This is a genomic window from Pseudomonas sp. S30_BP2TU TE3576, from assembly GCF_050436025.1.
In the GTDB taxonomy this organism is placed as follows: Bacteria; Pseudomonadota; Gammaproteobacteria; order Pseudomonadales; family Pseudomonadaceae; genus Aquipseudomonas.
Genome location: NZ_JBNDLK010000001.1, coordinates 4,542,429 through 4,557,245 on the forward strand (window position 1 = coordinate 4,542,429; position 14,817 = coordinate 4,557,245).

A 14,817-nucleotide genomic window follows, 5' to 3' on the forward strand; every position below is an offset into this window, starting at 1 on the left:
GACCTATATGAAGGATAGATGTTCGGTTGGGGTTGTGCGGGTGGGGGTGTCAGCGGGGATATGTATCGTTTGACAGGCCCCTTCGCGAGCAAGCCCGCTCCCACAGTGGATCTCGGTCGTACACAAAGTTTGTGTCCACTGAAGATCAAATGTGGGAGCGGGCTTGCTCGCGAAGGGGCCCGAGAGAACAATTAGATCCTGAAGCTACCCACCAACTGCTTCAACCGCGCCGCCTGCTGCTCAAGGTCCGAGCACGCGCGCAACGTCGATTGCAGGTTTTCCACACCTTCCTGGTTCAGCGTGTTGATCTCGGTGATGTCGACGTTGATCGACTCCACCACCGCAGTCTGTTCTTCGGTTGCAGTGGCCACCGACTGGTTCATGCCGTCGATTTCACCGATTCGCAGCGTCACGCTGTTCAGGCGTTCGCCCGCAAGATTGGCGATTTCCACGCTCTCTTGGCTGTGGCGCTGGCTGTCGCTCATGGTGCTGACCGATTCCCGGGCGCCGACTTGCAGCTCCTCGATCATGGTTTGCACCTGTTGCGCCGATTCCTGCGTGCGGTGGGCCAGGTTACGCACCTCGTCCGCCACCACGGCAAAACCGCGACCGGCCTCACCGGCGCGGGCGGCTTCAATCGCGGCGTTGAGGGCCAGCAGGTTGGTTTGCTGGGAAATGCTGGTGATCACTTCCAGAATCTGCCCGATGTTCACGGTTTTGCTGTTCAGCGATTCGATATTGGAACTCGATGCGCTCAGCATGCTCGACAATTGATTCATCGCTGCGATGCTGCGATCCACCACTTGCTGGCCGTCTTCGGCCAGGCCGCGGGCATCGCTGGCCTGGCTCGAGGCCTGTGCCGCATTGCGGGCGATTTCCTGGGCGGCGGCGCCGAGCTGATTGATCGCGGCCGCGACGCTGCTGGTGCGCGAGGCTTGCTGGTCGGAGTTGAACATCGACGAATTGGAAGCGGCTACTACGCGCAACGCCACTTCGTTGACTTGTCCGGTCGCCGAGGACACTTCGCGGATCGAGCCGTGAATGCGCTCCACGAAGCGGTTGAACGCGGTGCCTAGGGTGCCGAATTCGTCGTTGTTCTGAATGGTCAGGCGCTTGGTCAGGTCGCCTTCGCCGTCGGCGATGTCAGCCATGGCGCGGGTCATGACGTGCAAAGGCTGGATCAGGAGGCGAATCAACATGCCGAGCAGGGCGATGATGATGGCCACGGCAATAATCGTCGCAATCACCGCAGAGGTGCGGAATTCGCTGAGCATCGAGTAGGCTTTTTCTTTGTCGACTGACAGACCGATGTACCAGTTGACCGACGACAAACCTTTGATCGGGGTGAAGGTCACGATGCGGGTTTTGCCGTCGACCTGGATTTCGCTCAGTGCGCTACTGATGGCCGGCGTGTCTTGCGGGTAGACATCCTTGAGTGTCTTCATCGCCAGCGCTTTGTCGGGATGTACCAGGATCTTGCCGTCGGAACTGACCAGGAAGGCATAACCCTTGCCGTCGAAATCCAGCGTGCCAAGGCTGTCGGCGATCACCTGCAAACTCAGGTCGCCGCCGACCACGCCGATGTTCTGGCCGTCTTTGATAACGCTGTCGACAATGGAAATCACCAGTTGGCCGGAGGCCAGATCGATGTAAGGCTCGGTTAAAGCCGAACCGCTGCTGCCTTGCGCGCTCTTGTACCAAGGGCGTGCGCGCGGGTCATAGCCATCGGGCATCTTGCTGTCCGGGCGAATGATGAAAGAGCCATCCTTGCTGCCGAGGTAGGCGCCCATGAAGGTCGAGGTCACGGCTTTTTGTACAAGCAGCCTGGAAACGTTGTCTGCCTCGGGATTGAGCGCGACAGTTTGTGACAGGTTTTCAATCAGCAGGCTGCGCCCGTTCAACCAGGTCTGGATATTGTTGGCGGTCACACCGCCCATTTCCTGCAGATAATTTTCCAGGTCTTGGCGAATGGCGTTGCGCTGCAGATAGTCGTTGTACAGCGTGAATGAGGCGAAGGCGGCAATAACAATGAGGGCGGCGGCAAGCAGGATTTTATGGCTGAAACGCAGATTTTTGTTCATGGCTTGGGGTTCCGCTAAGGTCTTAATGTCCAGCGCGTGCTTTTATAAAGGGACGCACGACGGGCAAGGTTGAAAGCAAGTGAATTTTCCGACTCTCCTTAGGGAAACTTCCGATCAGATCGTGTCTGATTGCTTTGTCGTTATCTCTATCGGCCGTGCAGGACTAAAGATTAATCATGGGTGACCAAATGCCTGACTCACTGCAACTCGTTATCGGCGCCGACCTCACAGGGCAACCGATTGCTCAGGCCATGCGCCTGGCGAACCGCCACGGTTTGATCGCGGGCGCGACCGGCACCGGCAAAACCGTCACTTTGCAGCGAATGGCCGAAGCCTTCAGCGATGCCGGCGTGGCGGTGTTCGCCGCCGACATCAAGGGTGACCTGTGCGGTCTCGGCGCCGCGGGCAACCCCCAGGGCAAGATCGCCGAGCGGATTGCCGGGATGCCCTGGCTCAACCACAAGCCTCAGGCCTATCCGGTGACGTTGTGGGACGTACACGGTCAGTCCGGTCATCCATTGCGCACGACCTTGAGTGAAATGGGGCCGTTGTTGCTGGGCAGCCTGCTGGAATTGACCGACAGTCAGCAGTCGGCGCTGTACGCCGCATTCAAGGTGGCAGATCGCGAAGGTTTGTTGTTGCTCGATCTGAAGGATCTGAAGGCGTTGCTCAATCACCTGCGGGACAACCCCCAGTTGCTGGGCGACGATGCGGCATTGATGACCACCGGTTCCAGCCAGGCATTGCTGCGGCGTCTGGCGACGCTGGAGCAACAGGGCGCCGAGGCCCTGTTCGGCGAGCCGGCGCTGCAACTCGAAGATATCCTCCCACCCACTGCAGAGGGGCGTGGGCGCATTCATTTGCTGGATGCCAGTCGTCTGGTGCATGAAGCGCCGAAGGTCTACGCGACGTTCCTGCTGTGGCTGCTGGCCGAGCTGTTCGAGCAACTGCCGGAGCGCGGCGATGCCGACAAGCCTTTGCTGGCGCTGTTCTTCGACGAGGCCCACTTGTTGTTCAACGGTACGCCCCAGGCATTGCGTGACCGTCTGGAGCAAGTCGTGAGGCTGATTCGTTCGAAAGGTGTGGGCGTGTATTTCGTCACGCAGTCGCCGGGTGACTTACCGGATGATGTGCTGGCGCAGTTGGGTTTGCGCATCCAGCATGGCTTGCGTGCATTCACCGCCAAAGAACAGAAGTCCCTGCGCGCAGTGGCCGAAGGCTTCCGGCCGAATCCGGCGTTCGATACGTTGTCAGTATTGACCGAGCTCGGGATCGGTGAGGCGCTGGTCGGTACCTTGCAGGAAAAAGGCACGCCGGAAATGGTCCAGCGGGTTCTGGTGGCGCCGCCGCAATCGCGGATCGGCCCGTTGACCGAAACCGAGCGTAAGGTGTTGATCGCAGGCTCACCGTTCAAAGGGCGTTATGACCAGCCGATCGATCGTGAATCAGCCTATGAAGTGCTGATGGGACGCAAGGGCCTGGCGCCCGAGCCCGAGGCGGAGCAAGGCAAGCAGGAACCGAGTTTCACCGAACAGGCGGGTGAGTTCCTCGGTACAGCGGCAGGCAAGGCGCTGAAATCGGCGATGCAACAGGCGGCGAACCAGCTTGGCCGACAGTTGGTGCGCGGCTTGATGGGCTCATTACTGGGTGGCAGCAAACGCCGCTAGCTTGAGCGAACACAGTCAATGTGGGAGCGGGCTTGCTCGCGAATAGGGCATGTCAGTCAACATTATGTTGTTTGACACACCGCATTCGCGAGCAAGCCCGCTCCCACATTGGTCCAGTGTCAGGATTTGGTCTTGGCGTGCGCCGCCAGTCGCTCCAGCGCTGCCCGCAGATTCGGATCGCTGATCCCGTCGGCCGTGGCCTGGATGGTCGCGGCCGCATCGTCCGACAGATCCATGGTGTGCCCGGTCGCGCCCCGCTGAACGGTAGGCGGCTGCACCTTGAACAGGATTCGCGTCAGGTTGGCAAACTCGTCGAACATTTGCAGTTGCCGTTGCAGGCGCTTCTGCTGGTAGCGCAGGCGGGTTGCCCAATGACCGTCGGTGACAATCAGCAACAAACTGCCTTCGCGCCAGGAAGCCACGTGGCAATGCTCGCGAGCGGCGGGTTGCAATTGGCTTTCGAGCAAACGTTGCAGATGGCCCAGGCGTTGAGCGTGGCCGAGAATGGCTTTCAGCGGTTTGGCTTCGCGTAGTAGAACGGCAGGTACTTTGGCCGTAAGTGGGCGAAATGCCATGATCAGACACCTGAAGTAACAGAGGCGCCATGGTAGCAGAAAGCAGCGGATGCGCCCGCCCATTGCTTTTGTGGGTGCTTTACCCATTAAATCAACAACTAACTTCTGCCTTGAATGGCTTGAAGTTGAGCAAAACGCCCTTATTTTAAGTGAGCCCCGTCAAAGCGCTGTGCCAGCATCGTGGAATATCGCCACTTTCCTCTCCATCGTTTCCGGGTAGAATGCTCGTTCGCATGCGGCCATGAGGGCTGCACGGGCGACTCACGGGGCCGCCCTCCATCCCTTTAGTGTGGAAGATCCTGCCGATATGTTTGCGCCTTTGTTAAAGAAACTTTTTGGAAGCAAGAACGAGCGTGAAGTCAAACGCATGCTCAAGACGGTGCAACTCGTCAATGCCTTCGAAGAGCAAATGGTGGCCCTTTCGGACGATCAATTGCGTGCCAAGACAAACGAGTTCAAGGCCCGCATCGCCAAAGGGGAATCCCTCGACAAAATGCTGCCAGAAGCCTTTGCGGTCGCCCGTGAAGCCGGCAAGCGTGTCATGGGCATGCGCCACTTCGATGTCCAGCTGATCGGCGGCATGACCTTGCATGAAGGCATGATCGCGGAAATGCGCACCGGTGAAGGCAAGACCCTGGTGGCAACACTGGCCGTTTATCTCAACGCGCTGTCCGGCAACGGCGTGCACGTTGTGACGGTGAACGACTACCTGGCCCGCCGTGACGCCAACTGGATGCGCCCGCTGTATGAATTCCTCGGCCTGACGGTCGGCGTGGTCACGCCGTTCCAGCCGCCGGAAGAGAAGCGCGCTGCCTACGCCGCCGACATCACCTACGGCACCAACAACGAATTCGGTTTCGACTACCTGCGCGACAACATGGCGTTCAGCATGGAAGAAAAATTCCAGCGCGAACTCAATTTTGCCGTGATCGACGAAGTCGACTCCATCCTCATCGACGAAGCCCGTACGCCGCTGATCATCTCCGGTCAGGCCGAGGACAGCTCCAAGCTGTACATCGAGGTCAACAAGCTGATCCCGCAGCTGAAGCTGCACGTTGAAGAAGTCGAAGGCGAAGTGACCCAGGCCGGTCACTACACCATCGACGAGAAGACCCGTCAGGTCGAACTCAACGAAGCCGGTCACCAGTACGTCGAAGAAACGCTGACCCGCATCGGCCTGCTGGCTGAAGGCGAGAGCCTGTACTCGGCGCACAACCTGAGCCTGCTGACTCACGTCTACGCCGGCCTGCGTGCGCACAAGCTGTTCCATCGCAACGTCGAATACATCGTGCAGGATGGTCAGGTCGTACTGGTCGACGAGCACACCGGCCGTACCATGCCGGGCCGCCGCTTGTCCGAAGGCCTGCACCAGGCCATCGAAGCCAAGGAAAACCTGAATATCCAGGCCGAAAGCCAGACGCTGGCGTCGACCACCTTCCAGAACTACTTCCGTCTGTACAACAAGCTGTCCGGCATGACCGGTACGGCCGACACCGAAGCGTTCGAGTTCCACCAGATCTATGGCCTGCAGGTGATGGTGATTCCACCGAACAAGCCGCTGGCCCGTAAAGACTACAACGACCTGGTGTTCCTGACCGCCGACGAGAAATACGCGGCAATCGTGGCCGACATCAAGGAGAGCATGGCCGCAGGCCGTCCGGTCCTGGTCGGTACTGCCACCATCGAAACCTCCGAGCACATGTCCAGCCTGCTCGTGAAGGAAGGCATCGAACACAAGGTTCTGAACGCCAAGTTCCACGAAAAGGAAGCCGAGATCATTGCCCAGGCCGGTCGCCCGGGCGCGCTGACCATCGCCACCAACATGGCCGGTCGCGGTACCGACATCCTGTTGGGCGGTAACTGGGAAGTGGAAGTGGCCTCCCTGGAAAACCCGACCCCTGAGCAGATTGCCCAGATCAAGGCCGACTGGCAGAAGCGTCACCAGCAAGTGCTCGAATCGGGCGGTTTGCAGGTGATTGCGTCCGAGCGTCACGAATCGCGCCGTATCGACAACCAGCTGCGTGGTCGTGCCGGTCGTCAGGGCGACGCCGGTTCCAGCCGCTTCTACCTGTCGCTGGAAGACAGCCTGATGCGCATCTTTGCCTCTGACCGGGTGAAGAACTTCATGAAGGCCCTGGGCATGCAGCCTGGCGAAGCGATCGAGCACCGCATGGTGACCAACGCCATCGAAAAGGCCCAGCGCAAGGTTGAAGGCCGTAACTTCGACATTCGCAAGCAACTGCTCGAGTTCGACGACGTCAACAACGAACAGCGTAAAGTGATCTATCACATGCGTAACACGTTGCTGGCCGCCGACAACATCGGTGAGACCATCGCCGACTTCCGTCAAGACGTGCTCAGCGCCACCGTCAGCGCCCACATTCCTCCGCAATCGCTGCCTGAGCAGTGGGACGTGGCCGGTCTGGAAGCTGCGTTGCAGAGCGATTTCGGTGTGACGCTGCCGATCCAGCAGTGGCTCGACGAAGACGATCACCTGTACGAAGAAACCCTGCGCGAGAAGCTCATGAACGAGCTCGTCGCGGCGTACAACGAGAAAGAAGACCAGGCGGGCGCCGAAGCGCTGCGCACCTTCGAGAAACAAATCGTTCTGCGCGTACTGGACGACCTGTGGAAAGATCACCTGTCGACCATGGATCACCTGCGTCACGGTATCCACTTGCGTGGTTATGCCCAGAAGAACCCGAAGCAGGAATACAAGCGCGAGTCGTTCACCCTGTTCTCCGAGTTGCTGGATTCGATCAAGCGCGACTCGATCCGTGTGCTGTCCCACGTTCAGGTTCGCCGCGAAGACCCGATCGAAGAAGAGCAGCGCCTGCGTCAGGAAGCCGAGGCATTGGCCGCTCGCATGCAGTTCCTGCATGAAGAAGCCCCAGGCCTGGAGCATCCGGAAGTGTTGGGTGAAGAGGTCGATGTTGCCCTCGCTGCTGCGCCGGTTCGCAACGAGCAGAAGCTGGGTCGTAACGAGCTGTGCTATTGCGGTTCGGGCAAGAAGTTCAAGCATTGCCACGGGCAGATCCAGTAAAACCCGTTTCAATCGCTGAAATACCCGCGCCGCGACCGGCTTCTGCCGTCGCGGCGTTTTACCATTCGAACCACCGTTTTTCCTGAAACGGTGCTGACATCATCTATTAAGGAGCGCATTCATGGCTGTTGGTCTTGGTCCTTTGCCAACGTTGCACCCGGTTGCCGGTTTTGAACTCGGTATCGCCTCGGCCGGCATCAAGCGCCCGGGGCGCAAGGATGTTGTGGTCATGCGCTGTGTTGAAGGCTCCACGGTTGCCGGCGTGTTCACCCTGAACGCGTTTTGTGCTGCTCCGGTGATCCTGGCCAAGCAGCGCGTACAAGGCCCTGTGCGTTACCTGCTGACCAACACCGGCAATGCCAACGCCGGCACGGGCGAACCTGGCCTGGTCGCCGCCGAGCGCACCTGCGCAAGGTTGGCGGAACTGACCGGTGTCGATGCCAGCCAGGTGCTGCCGTACTCCACCGGTGTGATTGGTGAGCCGCTGCCCGTCGAGAAAATCGAAGGCGCACTTCAGGCGGCCCTCGATGATCTGTCGATCCACAACTGGGAAGCTGCCGCCACCGGCATCATGACCACCGACACCCTGCCAAAAGGTGCCAGCCGCCAGTTCCAGCACGACGGTGTGACCATCACCGTTACCGGCATCAGTAAAGGCGCCGGCATGATTCGCCCGAACATGGCGACCATGCTCGGCTACATCGCCACCGACGCCAAGGTTTCCCGCGACGTGTTGCAAAACCTGATGCTCGATGGCGCCAATAAGTCGTTCAACCGCATCACCATCGATGGTGATACGTCGACCAACGACTGCTGCATGCTGATCGCCACCGGTCAGGCTGCGCTGCCGGAAATCACCCGCGCCGAGGGCGAGTTGTTCGCCAAGTTGAAGCAAGCGGTGTTCGAAGTGTGCATGGACGTGGCCCAGGCCATCGTGCGCGACGGCGAAGGCGCGACCAAATTCGTGACCGTTGAAGTCAACGGCGGCGGTAATCACCAGGAGTGCCTGGACGTCGGTTACACCGTGGCTCACTCGCCACTGATCAAGACCGCCTTGTTTGCTTCCGACCCGAACTGGGGCCGTATCCTGGCCGCTGTTGGCCGTGCCGGTGTGCCTAACCTGGACGTGAGCAAGATCGACGTGTTCCTCGGCGACGTGTGCATTGCCAGCCGTGGCGCGCGCGCGGCGACCTACACCGAAGCCCAGGGCGCGGCGGTGATGCTGCAGGAAGAAATTACCATCCGTATCGAGCTGGGACGTGGCGATTGCAGCGAAACCATCTGGACCACGGACCTGTCCCACGAGTACGTGAAGATCAACGCCGAGTACCGTACGTAAGACCGAGTCGCTCCATTCGCGAGCAAGCCCGCTCCCACATTTGATTTGTGTACACCTCAAACCACTGTGGGAGCGGGCTTGCTCGCGAAGGCTGACGACCAGACGCTAGATATTCTGGCTTGTTACCCTGACGAGAAGGCACCCCGAACATGAGTCTGCACCTGATCATCGGCGACAAACTGCATTCCTCCTGGTCCCTGCGTGGCGCCCTGGCTCTCGATCTGACCGGCGCTGCCTACACCGAAGAGTTGGTCAAACTGAACCAGCCGGACACCCGCGAGCGTCTGCTCAAGCATTCGCCCACCGGCAAGGTCCCGCTGCTGAAAACCGAACACGGCACCATCGCCGACTCCCTGGCGATTGCCGAATACCTGGCAGAACAGTTCCCGGCCGCCGGCCTCTGGCCACAAGACATCGCCAGCCGCGCCCAGGCGCGCTCGGCGTGTGCGCAGATGCACAGCGGGTTTTTCGCCATGCGCGGCAACATGCCGTTTGACCTGAGCCATGACGCCCCGTTGTCGCCAGTCCCGGCTGACGTTCAGGCCGACATCGAACGCATGTCGGCGCTGTGGGCCGAATGCCGTGCTGCCGCGACCGAAACCGGGCCGTACCTGTTTGGCCGTGCAACCCTGGCTGACGTGTTTTTCGCACCGATTGCCGTGCGCTTGCGCACTTATCAGGTGAAGCTGTCTGCAATTGACGAAGCCTACGTTGAAACCCTCTACCAATGGCCGGCTTTCAAGGCCTGGCAGAAGGCCGGACTGGAGGAGTTGGAAAAGTGAAACGTGTCCATGTCGCCGCCGCCGTCATCCGCGATGGCAGTGGCCAAATCCTGATCGCCCGGCGTGCCGACTCACAGCACCAGGGTGGCCTGTGGGAGTTTCCCGGCGGCAAGGTCGAGGCCGACGAGTCGGTCCAGGCTGCGCTGGCCCGCGAGCTTCATGAAGAGTTGGGTATCGTGGTGGGCGCGGCGCGCCCGCTGATCAAGATCCGACATGACTACCCGGACAAGCAGGTGTTGCTGGATGTCTGGGAAGTCTCGTCGTTTACCGGCGAACCCCACGGTGCCGAGGGGCAACCGCTGGCCTGGGTGGCGCCCCGTGACCTCTCGGGTTACGAGTTCCCGGCGGCCAATCAGCCGATCGTCGCGGCCGCGAAGTTGCCTGCCCAGTACCTGATCACGCCGGAAGATCTGGAAGCGCCGGCGTTGCTGCGTGGTATTCAGAAGGCCATTGCCGGCGGCATCAAGCTGATCCAGTTGCGCGCACCGAACGGCTACGATCCTAAGTATCGCGACCTGGCTGTCGATGCGGTGGGTTTGTGTGCCGGCAAAGCGCAGTTGATGATCAAGGGGCCGTTCGAATGGCTCGGCGACTTCCCGTCCGCGGGTTGGCACATTACTGCGGCGCAACTGCGCAAATACGCGGCGGCTGGCCGACCGCTACCGGCATCGCGCTGGCTGGCGGCGTCGTGCCATAACGCGCAAGAGCTGGCGCTGGCCGAACAGATGGGGGTGGATTTCGTGACCCTGTCGCCGGTTCAACCGACCCTGACTCACCCGGACGCCGAGCCGTTGGGTTGGGAGCAAGCGTCTGGCTTGATCGAAGGGTTCAGCAAACCGGTGTTCCTGCTCGGCGGTGTTGGCCCGACGGAGGTCGATAAGGCTTGGGCTGCGGGTGCGCAAGGGGTGGCGGGGATTCGGGCGTTTTGGCCTGAGAGTTAATTCTCTAGCGAGTCTACTGGCCTCATCGCGAGCAAGCTCGCTCCCACAGTGGATTTGTGGAGTACACAAAACCTGGGGGAGCGGGCTTGCTCGCGATGAGGGCCTGACAGGCGCCGGCTAAACCTCAGGTTTCGCAGCCGGCTGCCAAAGAATTTCCGCCACTCCCTGACGCCTGGCAATCAGCCGCGCCGCCACAAACAACAAATCCGACAACCGATTGATATACGCCAGTCCAACCCCGGCCAACGGTTCAATCGCATTCAGTTGCTGGCATCGCCGCTCGGCACCGCGAGCGACGCTACGGCAGACGTGAGCCTGGGCAATCAGCGCCGAACCGCCGGGCAAGATGAAGTTCTCCAGTGGTCCCAATTCTTCATTCCACACATCGATCGCCGCCTCCAGGCGCTCGATTTCTGCTGCATTGAGCGCCTGATAGGCCGGCATTGCCAGCTCACCACCCAGATCAAACAACCGATGCTGGCAGGGAGCCAATACCTCGATCACTTCGTTCAGGCCTGGAAACTGGCCCGCTTGCGCCGCCAACCCGGCCAGCAGCACCCCGACCTGACTGTTCAGCGTATCGACCTCGCCGATTGCTTCAATGCGCGGGTGATCTTTCGGTACGCGACGTCCGTCGCCCAGCCCGGTCTCGCCCTTGTCGCCGGTGCGGGTGTAAATCTTCGACAAACGAAAGCCCATGGTTACCTCGATAGCAGATTGAGTTCTTGCGAGACAGGTGGCGTGCTTGCCAGGGGCAGGCGCAAGGTGAAGCAAGTGCCTTGGCCCGGGGTCGATTGCACTTCCATCTGCCCCTTGTGGTTGTTGGTGATGATGAAATATGACACCGACAGCCCAAGGCCGGTGCCCTGGCCGATTTCCTTGGTCGTGAAGAACGGCTCGAAGGTCCGTTTGCGCACGCTTTCGCTCATGCCGATACCGTTGTCCTCGACCTGAATTTCCGCCCATGGCGGATTGAGCCTGGTGCGCAGAGTGATCCGCCCCGGCTCGCTGTCGTCTTCGCGCTGGTGAATGGCTTGCGCGGCGTTTTTCAACAGGTTGAGCAGCACCTGCTCCAGTTCGTTGGCGGTGCCGGGTACCGGACCCAACGCCGGATCGAACTGACGAATGATGGCCTGGCCCTTGAAGTCGAAGCCGATGGCCAGGTCAAAATCGTTGCTGGCGATCTCCACCGCCTGGTCGATCAGCGCAGGCAAATCGCACGGGGCCATCTGGCGGGTGCTGCGCCGGCTGAAACTGAGCATGTGGGTGACAATTTTCGCCGCCCGGGCACCGGCCTGCTGGATGCCGTCAAGCAACTGTGGCACCTCGCGGATTTGCAGATACTGGTTGACCGTCGCCAGCTCGATTCCGGCTTGTTCAGCCAGTTCAAGGTTCTTCGGCAGATCGGGCGACAGGCGTCGACGAATGTTTTGCACGTTATGCAGGATCGCACCCAGGGGGTTGTTGATCTCGTGGGCCATGCCGGCGGCAAGGCCGCCGACCGAGAGCATTTTCTCCGACTGCACCATCATCTCTTCCAGGGACAGGCGCTGGGTGATGTCGTCGATCCGGATCACCACGCCGCGCCCGGCACCGCCCATCAACGGATAGAAGGTCAGTGCATAGTGGCGGGGCTCTTCATCCTTGAGCCAGGTGACACGTTCGATTTTGGCCACCGTATGTTGTTCGACCGTTTGCTTGAGTTGCGGCAAAAACGGCTTGAGCGGTTCGAAGGCAAGAAAGATCGGCTGGTTCAGGGCTTCGTCGAGGCGTGTGCCGGAGAGGGCGCTGGCCTCCTGGTTCCATTGCGTCACGTAGAGCTGTTCGTCGAGGGCGATCAGTGCCGACGGCATGGAGTCGATGATGCTGTTGAGGTAGTTCTGAAAGCCGGTGAGCTTTTTCTCGATCTTGCTGCGCACCTGGACTTCGAGCTCCAGTTTGCGATTGGTGTGCCGGGTTTCTTCGGCGAGCCCCTGGGCCTGGTCGTAGGCAGCCTGGGAGTCGTCCCTGGCCCGCTTGAGTTGCTGTTCCCGGGCCTCGATCCGCGAAAGCATGGTGTTGAACGCTTCGGCGAGGCTGCCGATTTCATCATGGTTGCCGCGAGAGGCGCGCAGGGAGTAATTCTCTTCGCGGGTCACCTGCCGGGACAGTTCTTCGAGCTGATGGATTGGCCGGGTAATCAGGCGCTTGATCTGACGGGCAATGACCAGCCAGAGCAGCACGCTGAAAATCAGAATCCCCAGGCTGGCCGTCAGGGTCCCGGTGTAGAACGCCATCGGCAATTCACTGCTGGCAACCAGCAGCAAATGCCCCGGTGCGGTTCCGGGGCGGGGCAGGGTGATGATCTGGTTGCTGCGAAACTCGGTAACCTGCCAGTCTTCGATATGCCGGAACCGTTTCGGCAGCTCCAGTTTGTCGCCGCTCTGCAGTTGCGCCAACTGTTCGCCCTTGCCGTCATACAGGACTGCCGCGCGCAGCGGTGAATAACTGTTGAGTTCGTTGAGCAGACGCTCGGCGCTTTGCGGTGAGTCCAGGGCTTCGGACACCAGGCTCGGGTTCGACACCAGTCGGCCGATGGTCTGCAGGGCCTGTGGCGCCATGCTTTCCTGGGAGATGTAGTAGGCGGCGCTGATAAAGGTCAGGTTGGCGACCAGCAGGACAGTGATTAACAGGACCAGCAGGGCGGCCAGCAGTTTCTGGCCGACAGGCAGGTTTTCAAGGCGCTGGCGCAAAGGCATCGGGTTCATCGCTGCAAAGGAACAAGTGGCCAGCGTAGCCGCTGCTCAGTCGCTGGGCAATCCAAGGCTTTGCAGGCGAGCAATCAACCTCGACTCAAGCTGATTGAGGTGAGGCAGGTTCAGTTGATGGCGCCCGGCCAGTTTGCAGGCGTAACCCAACAGGTAGCTGATTTCTGTGCGGCGCTGGCTCGTGACGTCCTGGTGCATCGAGGAATAATTGGCTGCGGTGGCGTGAATCACCCGTTCGACTTCCTGTTGCAGGTTTTCGGCAGCTGCCGGCTGACCGCAACGCTCAAGCAACTCCACCAGTTCGCCACACAGGGTGGCGACTTCGCAGTGATGTTGCTGTAAACCGCCGTTGCGGCAGTCATGCAGCACCGTCAGCGGATTGATCGCACAGTTGAGGGCGAGCTTGCGCCACAGCCTGGTCAGAATCTCCGTGCTCCACTCGTGAGGGATACCGGCAGCGCTCAGGTCATCGAGCCAGATCGGCGCAACCGGATGGCTCGCATCCCCCAGCCAGGTGAAGCCATGCCCGGCAAACACCACGCGCCAGTCGCCATCGCGAAAGGCACCTTCGGTGCTCGACGCATAAATGCAGCGCGCCTGCGGAACCTGTGCCGCCACCGCGTCCTGACTGCCCAGGCCATTTTGCAGCAGGATCAGTTCGGCGCCGGGGGCCAGGCGGGGCGCCAGTCGGGCCACTGCACTTTCGGTATCGTAGGCTTTGCAGGCCACCAACAGGCGGTTGATCGGTTGCGTGCTGTCGGCTGTCTCGGCGGGTACGGCATAGTGTTGCGCCTCGTCGTGTTCTACCAGCGTCAATCCACCGGTCGCCTCGTAGGCTTGCAGTCTCGCGGTGTCCCGCAGGATCAGCCTGACTGGCACGCCGGCCCGTGCCAGGCGTGTCGCCCATAAAGTACCGAGGCTGCCGGCGCCTAGAATATGCCATGTGGTGGACATCAGCTTTTTGCTCTGTTTAAGGCGTGCATCGGCAGCTCGCAGTGAATGATGGGAAAGACCCGTTATAATCAGCGCGGATTTTAACCGCAAGCCAGGCGTGCTCCATCGGTGCGCCTTTATATTTGGAGAGATTACATGCCGTCGTTCGACGTGGTATCCGAACTGGACAAACACGAAGTCACCAACGCGGTCGAGAACGCTGTCAAGGAACTCGATCGTCGTTATGACCTGAAAGGCAAAGGCAGCTTCGAGTTCAAGGAAAAAGACCTGACCGTCAACCTGACCGCAGAAGCGGATTTCCAGCTCGAAGCGATGATTGAGATCCTCAAGCTTGCGCTGGTCAAGCGCAAAATCGACGTGCAGTGCCTTGAGGTCAAGGACGCTTTTGCGTCGGGCAAGCTGATGAAGCAGGACGCCGTCCTCAAGGAAGGCATCGACAAGGAGCTGGCGAAGAAGATCGTCGCTCACGTCAAAGACGCCAAGCTCAAGGTTCAGGCCGCCATCCAGGGTGAGCAAGTGCGCATCACCGGCAAGAAGCGTGACGACTTGCAAGAAGCTATTGCAGTGCTGCGGGCCAAGGAATTCGGTATGCCACTGCAGTTCAACAACTTCCGCGACTGACTTCGAAAGCGGGAACCTCTTGGCATTTGCGACGTCGGAGGCCCAAGCATCGGCAGAAACGATTGAG

General features: G+C 60.2%; 11 protein-coding genes and 1 pseudogene. 6 read left to right on the forward strand and 6 right to left on the reverse strand.

Annotated features, from left to right (window positions below; genetic code table 11):
• Positions 1–191: 191 nt before the first annotated feature.
• The gene (locus ABIA48_RS20710) at positions 192–956 is read right to left on the reverse strand and encodes a methyl-accepting chemotaxis protein (protein WP_429492895.1); all 765 of its coding nucleotides are present in this window, start codon (positions 954–956) and stop codon (positions 192–194) included.
• Between the two features lie 93 nt (positions 957–1,049).
• Positions 1,050–2,081: pseudogene (locus tag ABIA48_RS20715) on the reverse strand (HAMP domain-containing protein); the annotation flags it as partial.
• A gap of 188 nt (positions 2,082–2,269) precedes the next feature.
• On the opposite strand from ABIA48_RS20715, the gene ABIA48_RS20720 reads away from it, so the two are divergent.
• Positions 2,270–3,748, forward strand: coding sequence for a helicase HerA-like domain-containing protein (locus ABIA48_RS20720; RefSeq protein ID WP_429490997.1), 1,479 nt, complete (start codon positions 2,270–2,272; stop codon positions 3,746–3,748).
• A gap of 119 nt (positions 3,749–3,867) precedes the next feature.
• Here ABIA48_RS20720 and ABIA48_RS20725 read toward each other — a convergent pair whose 3' ends face one another.
• On the reverse strand, positions 3,868–4,323 hold the full coding sequence (locus tag ABIA48_RS20725; RefSeq protein WP_007990764.1) for a DUF721 domain-containing protein: 456 nt from the start codon (positions 4,321–4,323) through the stop codon (positions 3,868–3,870).
• Positions 4,324–4,630: 307 nt separating this feature from the next.
• On the opposite strand from ABIA48_RS20725, the gene secA reads away from it, so the two are divergent.
• The 4 genes from secA (at position 4,631) to ABIA48_RS20745 (ending at position 10,428) form a co-directional block, all read left to right on the forward strand.
• Positions 4,631–7,366 carry a preprotein translocase subunit SecA gene (secA, locus tag ABIA48_RS20730; RefSeq protein WP_429490999.1) on the forward strand — a complete coding sequence of 912 codons (2,736 nt, stop codon included), beginning with the start codon at positions 4,631–4,633 and terminating at the stop codon, positions 7,364–7,366.
• Between the two features lie 121 nt (positions 7,367–7,487).
• Positions 7,488–8,705 carry a bifunctional glutamate N-acetyltransferase/amino-acid acetyltransferase ArgJ gene (argJ, locus tag ABIA48_RS20735; RefSeq protein ID WP_429491001.1) on the forward strand — a complete coding sequence of 406 codons (1,218 nt, stop codon included), beginning with the start codon at positions 7,488–7,490 and terminating at the stop codon, positions 8,703–8,705.
• A 149-nt stretch (positions 8,706–8,854) separates the two neighbouring features.
• Positions 8,855–9,487, forward strand: coding sequence for a glutathione S-transferase family protein (locus ABIA48_RS20740; RefSeq protein WP_429491003.1), 633 nt, complete (start codon positions 8,855–8,857; stop codon positions 9,485–9,487).
• On the forward strand, positions 9,484–10,428 hold the full coding sequence (locus tag ABIA48_RS20745; RefSeq protein WP_429491005.1) for a Nudix family hydrolase: 945 nt from the start codon (positions 9,484–9,486) through the stop codon (positions 10,426–10,428). The genes ABIA48_RS20740 and ABIA48_RS20745 overlap by 4 nt, the downstream gene beginning before the upstream one ends.
• A gap of 117 nt (positions 10,429–10,545) precedes the next feature.
• Here ABIA48_RS20745 and ABIA48_RS20750 read toward each other — a convergent pair whose 3' ends face one another.
• Genes ABIA48_RS20750 through ABIA48_RS20760 form a run of 3 tightly spaced genes read right to left on the reverse strand, consistent with a single transcriptional unit; the run spans position 10,546 to position 14,129 of the window.
• Complete coding sequence (locus ABIA48_RS20750) at positions 10,546–11,127, reverse strand: cob(I)yrinic acid a,c-diamide adenosyltransferase (RefSeq protein WP_429491007.1); 582 nt, start codon at positions 11,125–11,127, stop codon at positions 10,546–10,548.
• Between the two features lie 2 nt (positions 11,128–11,129).
• Complete coding sequence (locus ABIA48_RS20755) at positions 11,130–13,166, reverse strand: ATP-binding protein (protein ID WP_429491009.1); 2,037 nt, start codon at positions 13,164–13,166, stop codon at positions 11,130–11,132.
• A gap of 45 nt (positions 13,167–13,211) precedes the next feature.
• On the reverse strand, positions 13,212–14,129 hold the full coding sequence (locus tag ABIA48_RS20760) for a putative 2-dehydropantoate 2-reductase (protein WP_429491010.1): 918 nt from the start codon (positions 14,127–14,129) through the stop codon (positions 13,212–13,214).
• A 135-nt stretch (positions 14,130–14,264) separates the two neighbouring features.
• Here ABIA48_RS20760 and ABIA48_RS20765 point away from each other — a divergent pair, with 135 nt between their 5' ends.
• Positions 14,265–14,750 (forward strand): YajQ family cyclic di-GMP-binding protein, encoded by a 486-nt coding sequence (locus ABIA48_RS20765; RefSeq protein ID WP_007990750.1) that lies wholly within the window; start codon positions 14,265–14,267, stop codon positions 14,748–14,750.
• Positions 14,751–14,817: the final 67 nt, after the last annotated feature.